Origin of the sequence: Blautia coccoides (assembly GCF_034355335.1) — a bacterium.
In the GTDB taxonomy this organism is placed as follows: Bacteria; Bacillota; Clostridia; order Lachnospirales; family Lachnospiraceae; genus Blautia; species Blautia producta.
Genome location: NZ_CP136422.1, coordinates 3,181,219 through 3,198,325 on the forward strand (window position 1 = coordinate 3,181,219; position 17,107 = coordinate 3,198,325).

The window sequence follows — 17,107 nt, forward strand, 5'->3', positions numbered from 1 at the left end:
TGAAACTATGCTAAGTATACCATTTTGCATCACTGTAAAAAACCGTTTTCTGAGAATTAGAGGTAAATTAGAGATTGAATAGATGTAACATAGAGGTTTGCCGTGTTATACTGATTTTTGTAAAAAGACCGGTCTTACAGGGAGTATTGAGAGAAAGGATAGATGAAAATGAACAGAAAGAAGAGATGGAAACAGGGGTTTTTAGCTGTACTCATTATGAGCCTCATACTTACTCTTATCTCATGTGGAAAAGAGCAGGTAAATAAAGAGAAGGATACAGGCAGTAAAAGCACAGCAAAAGGCCGCTACACAGAACAGGAAATAAACTTTAACGACACGGATATTTTAAAGCCGGCTAACCAGGGCAGCGACAACGCCGACTCACGTATATCAAGTGAGATTCTTTTGGCCATGAAGGGGCTGGATGACGGAACATTGAGAATTGCTGCCAGAACAGGAATCTTTGACTCCTCTGACAAAGGAGGAAGCTGGAAGCCCTGGGCTGGAATCCCACAGGAATTGACAGATGATCTGATTTCCGAAGAGGGTATCGAGTTTATTGCCATATCGGGCAAAGGAACGCTTTTTTATGCCGCAGGAGGAGAATATAAAATGGTTGAGGCAGACGGAAGTATCCGCGCTGTCAATCCTGAGCTCCCACCAAAGGACACAGAGGGATCCGGTATGGTAAATTCAGTGAGATATGCCGTATTTACAGATTCTGGCGATATTCTGTGCCAGGATGAAAATAATATCTATCTGCTGGACGGTGTATCCCTTTCCCTGAAGCACACCTACGGCCAGGAAACAGCCGAGGGGCAGGATGTTCAGGGTATGGCCATGTACGCCTGCGCCGGTGACAGACTCTTTGAATTCAGCAGTGATATCCGTGTTACGGATGACGGTTCTATCAAATATGAAAATATAAAGGCTGTCTCATATGATCTGCAGACCCAGGAATCTGCAAAAGAGCAGGAGGCCCTCAATAATTTTCTCCAGGATGAATTTCTGAATTCTTCTGTGCTGTCAGGTGCCGATGGAAAATCCCTGTATTTTATCAGCCAGTCCGGTATTTACCGCTATATGACAGACGGAACCGCAGTGGAGAAGATTTTCAACGGCTCTATGGGCAGATGAACAGTAATACCTTCTTTGCGAACAAAGCCACTGTGTTGACAGATGGAACTATTTTTATTCCGTATCATATAAATGAGCAGGAGCGCCTGTTTTGTTACAGCTTTGACCCTGAGGCTTCACTTCGGCCGGAGCATACGATCACTGTGTATTCTCTCTATGATAACCTGAATATCCGTAAGCTTATTACAGAATTTCAGAGTCAGCACTCTGATGTGATGGTGGAATACGAAACGGGTATGACAGGCGAAGATGCCGTAACAAGATCCGATGCACTGAAAACTTTGAATACGAATATTATGGCCGGTGAGGGACCGGATGTCTTAATACTGGACGGCCTGCCCATCTCTTCTTATATAGAAAAAGGCCTTCTCATGGATATTGGGGATCTGGTGGAAGAAGCCGACAAGGCGGAGGGACTCTTTGGCAATATCGTCAATGCCTATAAAACAGACGGCTCACTCCTTGCAGTGCCAACTAGTTTTTCCATACCGGTTCTCATAGGCAGGCAGTCCGCCCTGGAAGAGATCAACAGTCTGGAGGAACTGGCATTGGCAGCGGAAAAGGACAGGGAAAACAGCCCTGAAAACAGCCATATACTTGGCAGCATGACCAATTCCACCCTTTTGCTGACGCTGATTTCTTCCTCCTCCCCATCCTGGGTGACAGAGGAGGGAACTCTGGACAAAAAAGCACTGACCGATTTCTTTGAAAATGCGAAAAGAATTGCCGCTGCACAAAATGCCCCGGACAATATGGAATACTCTGACACAGAATCACAGCCGCTGGAGTTGTCTCCCTTTATGACAAGCGCACATCTCAACACCTTAGAGATGGGGTATACAAACTCCTATATGACCATCAGCAACCTTATGAGTGCGGAAGGCCTGTCACATATCCTTTCCATGGCAAAATATCTTGGAGGCGGGGGATATAAAAGCACACCGGGTCAATCTGAACATGTATTTATCCCATTGTCACCTGTGGGAATCAGTTCAAAAACCGACAATGAGGAAACAGCCGGAGAATTCGTAAGTTATCTTTTAACAGAGGGGCAGCACAGTTCTTCCATATCTTCCTGGCCGGTAAACCGCACAGCCTTTGCCGGCAGACAGGAACTTCCCTCTAATTTCCCGGTGGGAATGACCCACATGGAAAGCGATGTGGATGGGAGCGGGTTCGATTTAGAGATCATTCCGCCCGCCAAAGAGGATTATGACGCCCTGCAGGATATGATCGGAACCCTGACAACCCCGGCTGTCACAGATGATATCATAAACAGGACTGTTATGACAGAAGGGCTAAAATGTCTTTCCCAAGAGACTTCCGTTTCCGATACGGTGGATGCCATTCTGAAAAAAGTGAATCTCTACCTGGCGGAGTGATTTATCTATGGAGCGAAAAAAACATGCCCTGACAGGAATTTTATTTCTACTACCAAGCCTTGCCGGAGTCTCTGTCTTTGTCCTCATCCCTTTTCTGGATGTAACACTTCGTTCCTTCCAGAATGCAGTCACAAGGTCATGGGTGGGTTTGGACAATTACCGTGTTTTGTTCCAAACCCCGGCTTTCCGGCTGGCAGCAAGGAATACCTTGCGCTTCACCGGCATCTGTATTCCTATTCTCATCTGCGTGTCACTTTTCATCAGTGTTTTTCTGCAGCGGCAGAAAAGGTTAAGAAGCCTTTTAAAATCAGCATTCCTGCTTCCCATGGCTGTTCCGGTGGCTTCTGTTGTCCTGCTTTGGAGAGTGACCTTTCACGCAGACGGATTTCTCAGCCTCCTGGCCGTTCATACAGGCCATGCGGCAGCAGACTGGATGAATACCGGATATGCCTTCTGGGTATTGGTGTTCAGCTATATATGGAAGAACCTGGGGTATAATATTGTACTTTGGACAGCGGGGCTGTCCGGTATTCCCTATCATCTGTATGAGGCCGCCAGAATTGACGGTGCAGGGGAGTGGGCTTGTTTCCGGAAGATCACACTTCCCGGTTTAAAGCCGGTACTCTATACCATCACGGTCCTGTCCCTTCTTAACTCTTTTAAGGTGTTTCGGGAGGGATACCTGGCCGCAGGGGATTATCCGGACGAGAGTATGTATCTTCTGCAGCATCTGTTCAATAACTGGTTCCGGGAAATGGATTTTGATAAGCTGGCAGCAGCGGCTGTATTGATGGTTTTTGTTATCTTCGGACTTATATCCATGCTGAAACGTTCCTGGGACCTTGAGGAGTGAATAAAATGAGCAAAAAAATAACAGGATTTCTGCTGCTTCTCCTGGGAGCGGCTGTCTGTTACCCGGTTTTCTTCCTTTTTATCGGCTCCCTCATGGGAACCGGTGAATTAAAATATCATTTGGGTGCAGTACACGGACTTGGGGAAGGCATCGTGTCATGGAGCCTTCTTCCCCTTACCCCTACCCTCAGGCATTATGTAGAACTTCTCTTGGACACCCCGGAGTTTTTCCATATGTTCTGGAACTCCACAGCACTTTCCGCCGGTATTCTGGCCGGACAGTTACTAGTTGGAGTTCCCGCTGCCTGGGGATTTGCAAAATATGAGTTTCCCTTAAAAAAGCTGCTATTTACCTTATACATACTGCTCATGATGATGCCGTTCCAGGTGACTATGCTTTCCAGCTATCTGGTACTGTCCAAAATGCAGCTCACAGACACACTCCGGGCAGTTATTCTTCCGTGTGCTTTCTCCACCTTTCCCGTTTTTATCATGTACCGTTTTTTCTGCGGAATTCCCCAGGCGATCACGGATGCGGCAAAAATAGACGGAGCCGGTGAGTTGGCCATCTTTTGGCATATAGGTATCCCCCTTGGTTCCTCAGGCATTGTATCAGCGGTCGTACTGGGATTTCTGGAATCCTGGAATCTGATAGAACAGCCGCTGACCTTTTTTAAAAGTAAAAATCTCTGGCCGCTTTCTCTGTACTTACCAAAAATCAGTCCGGAAAGGGCCGGAATCTCCTTTGCCGCCTCTGTTATAACTCTGCTTCCCGCTCTTTTTGTTTTCCTGTGCGGACAGGATTATCTGGAACAGGGGATCGTGGCAGCAGCGGTCAAAGAATAGAGAGGATGTACATTATGATCCATAATAAAAAACAATTACCCGATATTCAGAAAAAAGCCGGTCAGGCTCTTGCCGTATTTCTGGCAGTTATGGCTTTTCTCACAATTCTGTCACGGGCCGCAGCAAACATAATAACCCCAACCGTCGTATGTATTGTGCCGCAAAAGGCTGCCCTGGAGTATGAGATTACCGCATCAGGGATCGTGAAGGAAAAGCAGCAGCAGGCAGTCAACACCGTTCCCGGCATCCGTGTAAAAAAGGTTCTTGTCAGTGAGGGGGACCGCGTTTCCGAACAAGACATACTATTTGAACTGGATATGGAAGATCTGGAAGAAAAAATCCTGTTAAAGAACCAGGAAATCGAAAAGTTAAAGCTTGGATTAAGTGACAGCAGAGAAAAAAGCAGGCTGGAGCAGCAGAATAAAAGCCTGGAACAGAGCAGGGCCGACGAGGATTTCCAAAGAACAGAAGAAAGCCTGGACGCACAGGTGCAGAATGCCTCTGAAGCCCTTGCAGAAGCCCAGAGCCGTTTAGAACAATTCGACATTCAAAAGGCAGACGCTCAGGAGAGCAGTCCTGATTCTGTGGGAGAAGAACTGCAAAAGACCAGCGAAGAAAGGCTTCTTCTTTTGGAGCAGGCTGAGGCGGATCTGGAACTGAAAAAAGAACTTTTAGAGCAGGCCAAGACAGATAATAAACCACAGGATATTCTGGCGGAGCTGGAAAAGGATACAGAGGAGTCCCAAAAAGCGATGCAGTCAGCCAAAGAAGCCTCTTTGTCAGCAGATCAGGCCCTGGAGTCCTGGCAGGCGGCGAGAGAAGCCCTGGAAGACCAATTTTCAGAGACACAGCGCCAGATACTTGCAGATGCTTGTATGCAGGCTCAAAACGCCTATGAGGACGCTCTGAGGCAGAGAGAGGAAGGACTGACGGGCGCGCAGAGAAAAATCGAGGATACCCGGAAACGAACAGCACCGGACAGTACACCGAAAACCACAGAGATGGAAATAGAAGCTCTGCAGATAGAACTGGATAAATATACTGCACTTCAAAAAAACAATGGGCAGATACTTTCCCCCGCAGAAGGGATTGTCCGAAAGGTCCAAGTGGAAGCCGGCAGCGCGACAGCAGAGAGCAGTTCTGTCACCCTGGCGGATCTATCTTCCGGTTCCAGATATACGGCCTCTATTCCTAAGGAACAGGCTGAAATGATCGCAGAGGATGTAACCGTCAAGTTAAAATCCGCTGACGGAAAAAAAGTATCAGAAGAGCTTACCATAAATTCCATAAACGAAAACAAAGACGACCCTGATTTGACTGATATTGCAGTAGATATCAAAAACAGAGAATTTGACATAGATGAACACGCATCACTTGAGATCAAAAAGCAGTCTGTGACCTATTCCTGTGTGGTTCCCCTGGAGGCGCTCCGTATGGAAGATAAGCAATATTTAGTTCTCACAGTCCAGGAGACGGAAACTATACTGGGAAAGGAACTCACAGCCGTCCGCACCGATGTGACGGTTCTTGAAAAAAATAATACTATGGCAGCCTTAAAAGACGATGCTTTAAACGGAAGCAGCCAGATCATTCTCACCTCCCAAAAGACTGTAAAAGCAGGCGACCGCATACGCCTGAAGGAAGAATGAGGCGGACAGCGGGGCATGTGATGCAGCTCCTTTTTGGAGTCATATGCTTCATATGTCTTGCCCAGGCTCTTTCTTGCGGGGAAACCCATACGGATAAAAATACCTGTGTCATACAGAGTGGTGACCAAATGGACGGATACCAGGCCCTGTCCCTGATTCGAGGCAGCCGGGATACGGATTTGCATTTTACCCTCTGGGGAGAGTCCGAAAATATATTGGTTGCGGCACCCAGTCTGAACAGGAAAACAAATGCCAGCCTCATCACAACAGCCGGCAGCTCCGGTCTGGTCCTGCCCGGCACCCGTACTCTCGAAAATACAGATACCGGGGGCTGTCTGATCGATGAAAAATTGTCTGTGGATCTCTTTGGAAGTTCTGAAATATGCGGGGAGACCCTTCTGATAGAGGGCAGAAAATATAAAATCCTGGGAATTCTCTACGGCCACAGAGGCATTGCCCTTATACCGGCAGAAAAGGATACAGGAACTGTGATCGATCGTGTATCTCTCAAAATTCCCGAAAAGGAAAACCAGCAGGAAACCATCCGTCGTTTCTCGGGCAGTACAGGGATACAGGGAAACTTGATCCCATTGTACCTGTATAAAGCTTTTTCAGACGCTCTGATTCGTGTTACTGCCTCGTTTTTTCTGCTTTTTCTTCTGATTGGCATATTCAGAAAGATAAAGGTGCGCAGCCGTAAATACACTGTCATATTCTTCCTTGCCGCAGGATTATTAAGCGCCGCTGCATGTATATGGGTTTTAGATATAAACATCAGGGTCACAGGAGATATGCTTCCTTCCAAATGGTCTGATTTTGATTTCTGGTCAGAGTCGGCAAGGCAGAAAGCCGGCGAAGCGGCCCTGCTTTTTAAAATAGAAAAAAGTAAGATGGAATATGATCAGTTTACATCTTCTTTAACCTCAGTATTTTTCAGCCTTTGTTCTGTTTTGCCGGGCTTTCTTTTTCTGCGCAGTCTCAGGATCAAAAAGCTTTCCTCCCTCCTGGTCATGACCGTTTTTTTTCTGCTGCTTTCCTTTTCTTTTTGTATTCTGCACGGACCGGACAGCAGCCTTCTTGTACAGGAACGGATCCTCTGGCTGTTTTTTCCATTCTGTCTGCTGCTTAAATATCTGGATACGCAGTTGGATGATGTCCCGTTTTGGAAGAAACATCCATAGTATTTTCATGGCAGCTCCTATTGTTCTAAACCGAGTTTTCCATTATACTGAAATCACCTCTCTTTTTGGTGCACGAAAAGAGAGGAATTCCAAATGAAAATACGCTAAAATCAAAGAATAAAAGGAGCCGATAAAAATGGATTGGATAGAACGTCTCAATAAAGCCATCAACTATCTGGAAGAACATATCAGAGAGGATATTGATCTAGAACAGACAGCAAAAATAGCCTGCTGTTCCACCTATCACTTTCAAAGAATGTTTACCTATATGGCAGGAATTCCGCTTTCGGAATATATCCGCCGCAGACGCATGTCCCTGGCGGCTGCGGACCTGCAGCGCAGTGATGCAAAAATAGTGGATATTGCCTTGAAATACGGCTATACTTCACCTACCGCATTCAACCGTGCCTTTCAAAGTGTACACAAGATCACACCTTCCGCAGCAAAGAAAGCAGGTACTTCCATAAAATCTTATCCTCCTATCAGTTTCAAGATCATGATAAAAGGAGTCGAAGAGATGAATTACAGAATTGAGGAAAAAGAAGCCTTCCGTATTGTGGGTATTTCACAGCCCATGCACAAGGAAGTGGAGAAGAACTTTGAGATTGTTCCACAGATGTGGGGCAAGGCGGCAGCCGACGGTACCATACCGAAGCTGGCTGCCATGATGGACCGGCAGCCCATGGGACTTTTAGGCGTCAGTGCCTGCAACGACAGGGAAGAATGGAAATATTTTATTGCCGTTTCCAGCAGTCTGCCTGCCACAGAGGATTTGGAGGAATATGAGGTTCCTGCTTCCACCTGGGCAATTTTCTCCGGTTCCGGCACCAATTTATCCATTCAGGAGCTGGAACAGCGGATCGTCACAGAATGGCTTCCCACATCCGGATATGAATACGCAGACAAGCCGGATATCGAAGTCTACCTAAACCCGGATCCCCAAAATGCCCAGTATGAGGTATGGATCCCTATTGTGAAATAGAATATTTAAGAAGAAGCCGCAGTGCATTTCAGAATGTGCCGCGGCTTCTCTCTTTTGGCAGCAGTATGTGATTTGACAATTTTATAATAGATACACTATAATCAAGCTATCAAAAGAAAAGGAGACCCCCATTGAAAAAGACTATATTATTATTGGAAGATGACGAAAATCTGAACCGGGGAATATCCATGCGTCTGGAAAAAGAAGGGTATCATGTCCTGTCTGCATTTACAGCCTTTGAAGCTGAGGAGCTGTTTGAAAAAAATGAAGTCCACCTGATCATCAGTGACATTAATCTGAGGGAAGGCAGCGGCATGGACTTCTGCCGCAGGATAAGAGAAAAAAGCAGTGTCTATATTATTTTCCTGACAGCTCTTGACCAGGAGACTGACATTGTAGCCGGCTATGACATAGGGGCAGATGATTACATTACAAAGCCCTTCAGCCTGATGATACTCGTATCAAAAGTACACGCGCTCATGAAAAGAGTGGAAACGTCAAAGCCCTCTGTTCTGAAATGCGGTGATATCCGTGTGTTCCTCCATGAAATGAAGGTGTGGAAAAATGAGGAGCCTCTATCCCTCAGTAAAAAAGAGCTGCAGCTTTTGATCTTTTTTCTGGAAAATCCACAGCAGATTTTTTCAAAGGAGCAGATTGCGGAGGCTGTATGGGATATTGACGGTCAGTTCGTAGATGACAATACCGTACCCGTCAATATCAGCCGCCTCAAAGCTAAACTGGAGTGGGACGCTGTACAAAACGTGAGAGGAATGGGATACATATGGACAAAGGACGTAACAAAAGAATAGCTGTTTTTATAGGTCTACTGGCACTCCTTTTGTTTGGTACACTATACACCGCTTTTCAGTGGATCAATACCGTACACATGGAAAACGACATGCTTCTGGGAAGACTGATCCTAGCAAAACCTGAAACAAAAGGGGAGTATGTCAGTGCTGTAGAGGGAAGATCAGAGTTTGACATTAGTGAGGCACTGGCTGCCGGCCGGGCAGCCAAAGCTGAATATGGTTACTCGGGCAGATATGCAGCCGCTTCGCCCTCTATTGCCTCCTTTCTGCCTGTTTTGCTGCTGAGTGCCTTATTTTTCGCTCTTCTTCTGTCCTTTCTGATCTTATATCAGAAAAAGCTTCAAAGCCAGGCAGAGTTTAGGATCTTCCGGCTTGAGGACCAGGCGGCGCAGCTTACGCAGGAGAACCGCCTTCTGCAATCCCGGATAGAACGGGAAACGGCGGAGACAAAAACACTGGTCACAGATATTTCCCACCAGTTAAAGACCCCCCTTGCCTCCCTCAAAATGTGTTATGAGATTGCAGACACCAGCAGTTTTACAAAAGAAGAACAGCAGTCCTTTCTCATGCAGGGAAAAAATGAAGTGATCAAGCTGGAAAATCTGACAAAATCCCTGATCCAGTTATCCCGGCTGGAGACAAACATGATCCTTCTGGAACCTGTAAAAGCCAGCTTAAAAAAAACGCTTCAAAGTGCTGTCAACAGTGTTTATATGAAAGCGTTTCAGAAAAATATAACACTCTCCGTAAATGAATTCCAGGATGAGGAAGTCATGCAGGATCCCCGCTGGACCCAGGAGGCACTGGTGAATATACTCGACAATGCAGTAAAATACTCCTCCCCTCAGTCTGCTGTAGAGATCCGGGTGGAACCTATGGTCAGCTATTTTCTCATTGAGATAGAAGACCAGGGCATGGGGATTCCAAAAGAGGAGAGGAACCAAATCTTCAAACGCTTTTACAGGGGTAAATCCTCCGCTGTCCAGGAAACTGACGGCTCAGGCGTAGGACTGTATCTCACCAGAAAAATACTGGAAGAGCAGGGTGGAAGCATATGTGTAAAAAGCGGCAGAAGGGGATGTCTGTTTCAGATCGTATATCCCAAAACCGGATACGGCATACAGCAAAATTAGAGGCAAACACAGGCTGTCCTTTGGGGCAGCCTTCTGCATTCCTGTCACCCTTTCGGTTTCTTACAAAACTGTTATCCTGTTTGAAATGCTTTTGTAAGGATACACGTGTAATATAAGAGTGAAACAGGAACTGTTCAGTACATCTTTTGCAATGGAATTTTTGCCGGCCTGCTGAACAGCTCTTCAAAATGACAGATAAGATAAGGAGAACCCCTATGAATGCAATGCTACTGGAAACAAAAGACTTATGTAAATATTACGGCAGCGGGGAGAATTTAGTAAAGGCTATAGACCATACCACCATGACCATACAGAGAGGAGAATTCACTGCCATTGTGGGCCGTTCCGGTTCGGGGAAGAGTACGCTGCTCCATATGCTCGGTGCCCTGGACCGCCCGGATAAAGGCAGTGTATGGATAGAGGGAAAGAACGTATTTGACTTAAAAGATGAGGAACTGGCGGTCTTCCGAAGAAGAAAGATTGGTTTTATCTTTCAGAACTATAATCTGATCCCCTCCCTCAATGTCTGGGAAAATATTGTGCTTCCCATGGGGTTAGACAAAAAGAAAGTGGACCGGAAATTTGTCAGGGACCTGACAGAGCGCATCGGAATAGCTGACAAACTGAAATCTCTTCCCAACACCCTCTCAGGAGGACAGCAGCAGAGAGTTGCCATTGCCCGTGCCCTGGCATCCAAACCTGCCATCATACTGGCAGATGAACCCACCGGCAATTTGGATTCCAAGACAGAGCTGGAAGTCATTTCTCTTCTGAAAGCCTGTGTAAATGAATACGGTCAGACACTGATCATGATCACTCATGATGAGACCATTGCCCAGATGGCTGACAGGATCCTTGTCATTGAGGATGGTAAGGTGGTGAGCCAATGAATACAATAAACAGAACCGCGCTCTCCAACCTGCGGCAGAATAAAGGAAGAAACATTATGGCAGGCATCGCCATTTTCCTGACAACGATCCTGGTTTTTGTCATTCCTGTCATCGGCCTTGGGGCCGTGGATCTGGAGATGGCTGCCGCCAACAAGATATATCCTACCTTTCATGTCATGTATCGTGATGTCAGCGCCGCCACAGCGGAGGAGCTTTCCCACCGGGCAGAGGTGGAATCCATCGGTCTCCGCCAGGACCCGGCCCAGATTCCAGTCCAGGACGGAACGGGATGGATGGTGTATATGGATGAAACAGCCCTGAAGCTCAATAAAATGGAGCTGGATGAAGGCACCTTCCCCCAAAAAAGAAACGAGATTGTCGTATCGGATAATCTTTTAAAAGCTCTGGGGATCACAGGCAGCATCGGTGACACGATTGAACTTTCCTATCAGCCTGTTGAGCCGGATGGAATCGGATATGAGAAAAAGCAAGATTTTGTCATCACCGGCCTGCTCCCCACAACTGCCGGCAGTGAGGATTCAAAAGTCTATTCCGCAATAGTTTCCAAAGACTTTATGGAACAGGAACAGCCTGAAACTATGCGCAGATACAGGGTCTTGCTGCGTATTGCCAATGCGGATTCCATGAATACGGTACAAATCGAAGAGACATACAATAGGATAGCCAAGGAAGCAGGGATTTCTGAGACAAATGTAGTGGATAACCAGACTTACCTTGCAGCCAACTACATTGATCCCGCCCTATACACAGGGATCGCAGGCATTCTGCTCGTTGTTGTACTTGCAGGTATCATGACCATATACAGCCTTTACTATATAACTATGGTATATAAAGTACAGGAATTTGGCAAGATCAAAGCCCTGGGAGCCACCAAACGGCAGATCCGCCAGATCGTCTTTCGGGAGGGGATTCTGGTTGCTCTTATGGCAATCCCTGCAGGCCTGATCGCGGGGAGCATTGCAGCCAGCATAGGATACCGTTTTCTGACATCAGCATATGGTGCTGATAACCCCATAACCCCTGTTATTATGGAAATGATCAAAAATCATGAGGTCAGTCTTCTGAAACCCTGGATGTATGTAATGGCAGCAGCGGTGGCACTGCTTACCGTAGTTTTTGCCCTGCTGCGTCCCATGCGGATTGCCGCTAAAATTTCCCCGGTGGAGGCCATGCGATATGACGGCAGTATGAAATCAAAGAAAAAACAGAGAAAAGGCCATTCGGAAATGAATCTCTTCCGTCTGACCGGGGCCAATCTTTCAAGAAACAAAAAGCGTACGGTAATGACCATCGTGACACTGAGCCTGACAGGAATCCTGTTTATGGTGATTTCCACCCTGTTGTCCTGCGCAGAACCGGAAGAAATCGCCAGGGACACCATATTTGACGATTTTCAAATATCCGTGGACAGCAGCAGCGGAGACAAAATGCATCCTGAACTGGAATGGTCTGTTCTGTGCAAAGACAATCCTCTGAATGAGGATTTTGAAAAACAGGTATTGGATATCCCGGGTGTGGAAAAGGTTACAAGGACAAGTCTTATGGAGGTGGAGCTTCCGGACCACATGGACGGAGACGAGACGTGGAAGGCAAGTATCATCGGAATTCCAGAGGAATATGCAGGCAGGATGGAGAAATCTATCATACAAGGTTCCTGTACTTATGAAGATCTGCAGCAGGGGGATAAGATTCTCATTGACCAAAATATGCAGTATTTTATGCCGGATGTTGAAATCGGCGACACTCTCCGGGTGGTTATCCAATCAGGGAACCGTCTGGAGGAAAAAGAATTTGAAATCGCAGCCGTTGCGGATATGCCATATGGTCTGAGCCATTATACATTTCTGGCACTTCCCAATTCTGTCATCCGTCAATTGACAGAGCTTGATATGGATTACTACTGGTCTGTGGAAGTCGATCATAAAGAGCTGCACAGCGCAGAGCAGCAGCTCCAGACACTCCTGGAAGAAAATGACCTGTTGGAAATGAAAAGCTATGAGGAAGAAGTTGCGTATAATAAAAAGAATACCAGCTTCATGGCCCAGCTCTGCTATATATTTATGATCGTTCTGGGCGGAGTGGGTATTATGAACTTAATTAACACCATGGTCAACAGCATTTATGTGAGAAGAAGAGAGCTGGGCATCATGCAGGCTATCGGTCTTTCCGAAAAGCAGCTAGTACGCATGTTGCAGCTAGAGGGGATTTTTTACACTGCCGGAACTCTATTCTTCTCCCTTGGGATTGGCAGCTTATTGGGCTATGTCACCTTTCTATATGCCAAAAGCCGCCGGATGTTCGGCATCCTGGGCTATCATTATCCCACGGTACAGACGGCTGTGCTGATTGCCGTTATATTGACTATACAAATCCTTTTGACATACCTTATCATGAAGAATTTCAGAAAACAGAGTATGATTGAGCGTATCCGTTTTTCAGAATAGTCATACGGCGTAGAGTGCAGGACTTGACAGATATGTTATAATAAATATAGTGCATACAGAACTTTTTATCATACAAAAGCTCTCATCTACACCATATTATGTAGAAGGGAGCTTTTTGCATTGGGCATGCGCTTGAACTTTTTAACCGTTTTGCAGGAGGTATCAGCTATGAGTACATTAAAAGCAAAAAAAAGGAACCCGGAGATCAAAGCAAAAAAATTAAGGCGTGAAGGATTTGCCACCGGCGTATTATTCGGAAAAGAAATGAAAGAATCTATCCCGCTGCAGTTTGAAGAGACAGAAGCTCTGCGCTTTGTGAAGGCAAACAAAGAAGGCGCACAGGTTACATTGGATATGGGAGAAGATCAAGTGGATGCCATTGTCAAAAATATTGATTATGACCCCATGAAACGCCAGATCCTCGCTCTTGATCTCCAGGCCCTTGTCAATGGTGAAAAGATATCCACAACTGTACAGATCAAGCTCTTAAATGAAGGCAGCATCCAGGGATTTGTGGGACAGGAACTGACAGAGATCCATTACAAAGCCGACCCTGCCAATCTTCTTGATACTATAGAAATAGATCTGTCCAAGCTGGACAGGGATACTAAGAATATGTATGTAAAAGATTTGGAGCTGACGGGAAAGAAAGACGTAGAGCTTACGACCCCTGAGGATGCATTGATCTTCTATATCACAGACCATTTAAAAGCAATGGATGAGGAGGAAGAGAAAGACCCTGAGGAGACCACCGCATAACGGAAAAATCCTTTGACAGAGATTGGGAATTCTGATAAAATAACTGCTGACAACAAAAAACGGCTGTAATCTGCCATGTTCCGGACCGGTCCATGGTTTACGGTATCAATAGAAATAAGTCTGCAAGGCGTAGTCTATGAGGTAACCTCAGTGATTACGCCTTTTACTGTCCGGCAGACCGGACTGTTTCCACAAAAAAAGAGGACTTATTAATATGCCAAAAACAAAGTTTCAGGGAGTTATCTTCGGAATTATCATGTCCATGACCATGGCCTATGGCATGGAGGTCTACAATGTTGCCATTAAAATGGGCTGTAACACAATGGCTGGCGGATTCAGCAGCATGACCAACCAGGTTTTTCTGGATGCGCTCATAGAAGCGGCTTACATGTGGATCTTTGTATTTCTATTTTCTAATCTATGGGGCAATAAGATTGGGCACAGACTGGCAGAGCGCATCATCCGTCCCGGTACAGACAATCCGTTTTTCATCACGGTCATCATATCCTGCTGTACGGTATTTATCATGTGCCCCACCATGAGTATGGTGGCAGCCATACTTTTTAACCTCATTCTGGCCCATGCCCCCATAAGTCAGCTTCCCGCCATATGGGCCGGCACTTTGATCAAGAATTTTCCCATGGCTTTACTCTGGAATCTGTTTGCCGCCGGCCCTCTTACCAGATTCCTGTTTGGTAAGATTTTCAGGAGCCAGATATCAGAAGCCTGACGCTATGTCTGCTTTATAGCCATATGTATCGGCCAGTTTTTTCCCTTCCCCTGCATCCTCCGGTCTTTTTTTCTTGTATAGATAGATGCAGAACAGAAGTGCGACCACCTCTGTGACCGGAAAAGTCAGCCATACATAGGAGAGTCCCTTGAAATGGAAAACCCATGCCAGAGGTACCAGAAGAATGATCTGCCTTAAAATCGTAATACTGATACTGGCTTTTCCCAGGTTTACCCCCTGGAAATAAACGGTCAGCATGATCACAAAAGCAGCAGGGATAAAGCTTGCAGAAATAATGCGGAGCGCCGTGCATCCAATCTCCAGAATCTCTTTCTTTTTGGAGAAGACAGAAAGCAGATCTCCCGGGACTGCCATGAAGATTCCAAAACCTAAGACCATCACAACTGCTGAGACCGCAATGGAACATTTCAGTGTCTCTTTTACACGCCGGCAGTCACCTGCCCCATAGTTAAAGCTCATGACCGGCAGGATCACCTGCTGCAGCCCCATAAGGGGAATAAAAAAGAACGTCTGCAGTTTGTAATAAATGCCCAGCACGGTCACCGCATCCTCTGTAAACTGTTTTAGTATCAGGTTCAGACCTACCATATACAGGGTATAGAGAGACTGCATAATGATGGCAGGCATCCCTGTTTTATAGATCTGGACATAGCTTTTGAGCCTTAACCTGCCGTTTAGCGGGCAGTGTCGCAGTACAGAAAGAAAGACCACCGCCATAGCACTCCATTGACCGATAACAGTAGCAATGGCAGCTCCCCGGATTCCCATAAGGGGAAAACCAAGCTTTCCGAAGATCAGAATCGGGTCCAGCACTATGTTTATCAATGCCCCTATTATCTGTGCGCACATGGGAAGCACCATATTCCCTCTGGCCTGCAGTATTTTTGTGCAGTTTGCCTCCACAAACATGCCCAGGGAAAAAAGAAAGATAATAACCCCATACTGCATCCCCTCTGTCCGTACCATGGGCTGGTCAGAGGAAAACTGACAGTAAGTGTTCAGTCCCAGCAGTCCCAGCGCCGTAAACACAGCAAAATTCATGATTCCCAGAAACAATCCGCTCTTTATAACATCATTCTGGGACCCGGACGCATCCGCTCCGTCCATGCGTGAGATCAAAATGTTGATGCCAGTTCCCGTTCCGGTTGCCACAGCAGTCATCAAGAGCTGAATAGGGAAGATAAGGGACAGGGCAGTCAGGCCGTCCGCCGAATATTTTGCCACAAAATAGCTGTCCACAATGTTGTAGACGGACTGGATCAGCAGGGCAAGCATGACCGGGGGTGACAGTTTAAGCAATAGTTTCCATACAGGTGTCTGTTTCATATTTAACCATCCTTTCTCAACGAAAAAAGAATAAAGGATGGAGTTACTACACAGTCAAGCGTTATCTTATATTTTTTTCAAATGCGCTTTTATTTCACAATAATAGTCATCTATATAGTCAAAAAGCTGCAGTCCCAATTCGTCTGCATATACGGCGTCTGTTATGTATCCGTTTTCTTCCATCCAGGAAAAAAGCGGGCCGAAGTCAGCGGACTCCCGGATAATACGGATCATACAGACCGCATATTCCCCAGAGGGCATAACATGCAGATTTTCGGGGCTGACATGCAAATAACTGCTGTCCGCTATCTTCAGATATTCGCTGCATTTGTAGATATTTCCCTGTTTCATTTTTTCAATATCCAGTATGTATCCATATTTTCGCTGTATGGTATCCGCATACCGCAGTTCATCCTTGGCGGCTGCCTGGAGATTAGCATGATAGGAGGTACCGTCCTTTGTCATGATCCCCGCGATCACGGTTTCTTCCTTCAGCCATTTCTTTTTTATCCTGTCAGAATGGATCGCCGCAGAAACTCTTTTATTTTCCTCATCGTACCACAAAATATCCTCTGCTACCTGCTGATAATAGCGGCTCAGCCGGAGGGCTTCATTTCTATAATCCAGCAAAAGCTGCGTGATCTTACTGTTATCATGAAAATCCAGAATCTGTTTTACCTTATCCAAAGGAACACTCAGTTTGCGGCATGTGGTTATGATATCAAGCTGCCACAAATTCCAGCGGGAGTAATAGCGGTATTGGTTTTTTTCATCTATATGATCAGGTACCAACAGTCCGATTTTATTATAAAAATGCAGGGTGTCTTTTGATATTCCTGTAATTTTACTTACTTCACCGATCAAATAATATCCTTCTTTCAATTCTATTCTCCTTACCATATTTTCTACATGGGTATTATATATCAAAACCATAGGAAAAAGCCA

Annotated in this window: 15 protein-coding genes; 13 read left to right on the forward strand and 2 right to left on the reverse strand. The window is 46.0% G+C overall.

All coding sequences use genetic code 11. The features are described 5' to 3' along the window. The first annotated feature begins 168 nt into the window (after nucleotides 1-168). From BLCOC_RS14165 to BLCOC_RS14225, 13 genes are all read left to right on the forward strand, one after another. Complete coding sequence (locus tag BLCOC_RS14165) at nucleotides 169-1,137, forward strand: hypothetical protein (RefSeq protein WP_131918392.1); 969 nt, start codon at nucleotides 169-171, stop codon at nucleotides 1,135-1,137. Next, nucleotides 1,134-2,519 (forward strand): ABC transporter substrate-binding protein, encoded by a 1,386-nt coding sequence (locus BLCOC_RS14170; protein ID WP_115622525.1) that lies wholly within the window; start codon nucleotides 1,134-1,136, stop codon nucleotides 2,517-2,519. Before BLCOC_RS14165 ends, BLCOC_RS14170 begins: the two co-directional genes overlap by 4 nt. A 7-nt stretch (nucleotides 2,520-2,526) precedes the next feature. Further along, nucleotides 2,527-3,372, forward strand: coding sequence for a carbohydrate ABC transporter permease (locus BLCOC_RS14175; protein WP_115622526.1), 846 nt, complete (start codon nucleotides 2,527-2,529; stop codon nucleotides 3,370-3,372). Nucleotides 3,373-3,377: 5 nt separating this feature from the next. Further along, nucleotides 3,378-4,217 carry a carbohydrate ABC transporter permease gene (locus BLCOC_RS14180; protein ID WP_115622527.1) on the forward strand — a complete coding sequence of 280 codons (840 nt, stop codon included), beginning with the start codon at nucleotides 3,378-3,380 and terminating at the stop codon, nucleotides 4,215-4,217. Between the two features lie 14 nt (nucleotides 4,218-4,231). Beyond that, nucleotides 4,232-5,866, forward strand: coding sequence for a biotin/lipoyl-binding protein (locus BLCOC_RS14185; RefSeq protein WP_165907293.1), 1,635 nt, complete (start codon nucleotides 4,232-4,234; stop codon nucleotides 5,864-5,866). Next, entirely contained in the window at nucleotides 5,863-7,047 is a 1,185-nt protein-coding gene (locus tag BLCOC_RS14190; RefSeq protein WP_115622529.1) for an ABC transporter permease, read from the forward strand. The genes BLCOC_RS14185 and BLCOC_RS14190 overlap by 4 nt, the downstream gene beginning before the upstream one ends. 136 nt (nucleotides 7,048-7,183) lie before the next feature. After that, nucleotides 7,184-8,029, forward strand: coding sequence for an AraC family transcriptional regulator (locus BLCOC_RS14195; RefSeq protein WP_018593910.1), 846 nt, complete (start codon nucleotides 7,184-7,186; stop codon nucleotides 8,027-8,029). Nucleotides 8,030-8,160: 131 nt separating this feature from the next. Continuing rightward, a complete protein-coding gene (locus BLCOC_RS14200; protein WP_115622530.1) occupies nucleotides 8,161-8,838 on the forward strand; it encodes a response regulator transcription factor in 678 nt (225 codons plus the stop codon). Next, a complete protein-coding gene (locus BLCOC_RS14205) occupies nucleotides 8,811-9,971 on the forward strand; it encodes a sensor histidine kinase (RefSeq protein ID WP_115622531.1) in 1,161 nt (386 codons plus the stop codon). The genes BLCOC_RS14200 and BLCOC_RS14205 overlap by 28 nt, the downstream gene beginning before the upstream one ends. A 215-nt stretch (nucleotides 9,972-10,186) precedes the next feature. Further along, entirely contained in the window at nucleotides 10,187-10,861 is a 675-nt protein-coding gene (locus BLCOC_RS14210) for an ABC transporter ATP-binding protein (protein ID WP_029469054.1), read from the forward strand. Further along, nucleotides 10,858-13,326, forward strand: coding sequence for an ABC transporter permease (locus BLCOC_RS14215; protein WP_115622532.1), 2,469 nt, complete (start codon nucleotides 10,858-10,860; stop codon nucleotides 13,324-13,326). The genes BLCOC_RS14210 and BLCOC_RS14215 overlap by 4 nt, the downstream gene beginning before the upstream one ends. Nucleotides 13,327-13,494: 168 nt before the next feature. After that, complete coding sequence (locus tag BLCOC_RS14220) at nucleotides 13,495-14,085, forward strand: 50S ribosomal protein L25 (protein ID WP_029469052.1); 591 nt, start codon at nucleotides 13,495-13,497, stop codon at nucleotides 14,083-14,085. Between the two features lie 214 nt (nucleotides 14,086-14,299). After that, nucleotides 14,300-14,815, forward strand: a complete 516-nt coding sequence (locus BLCOC_RS14225; protein WP_115622533.1) for a DUF2798 domain-containing protein — start codon at nucleotides 14,300-14,302, stop codon at nucleotides 14,813-14,815. On the opposite strand, the gene BLCOC_RS14230 is transcribed toward BLCOC_RS14225, so the two are convergent. Both BLCOC_RS14230 and BLCOC_RS14235 read right to left on the reverse strand, forming a co-directional pair. Next, nucleotides 14,804-16,162: an MATE family efflux transporter gene (locus BLCOC_RS14230; RefSeq protein WP_115622534.1), complete on the reverse strand. Its 1,359-nt coding sequence runs from the start codon at nucleotides 16,160-16,162 to the stop codon at nucleotides 14,804-14,806. The genes BLCOC_RS14225 and BLCOC_RS14230 overlap by 12 nt on opposite strands. 66 nt (nucleotides 16,163-16,228) lie before the next feature. After that, nucleotides 16,229-17,044 carry a MerR family transcriptional regulator gene (locus tag BLCOC_RS14235; protein ID WP_115622535.1) on the reverse strand — a complete coding sequence of 272 codons (816 nt, stop codon included), beginning with the start codon at nucleotides 17,042-17,044 and terminating at the stop codon, nucleotides 16,229-16,231. Nucleotides 17,045-17,107 lie beyond the last annotated feature (63 nt).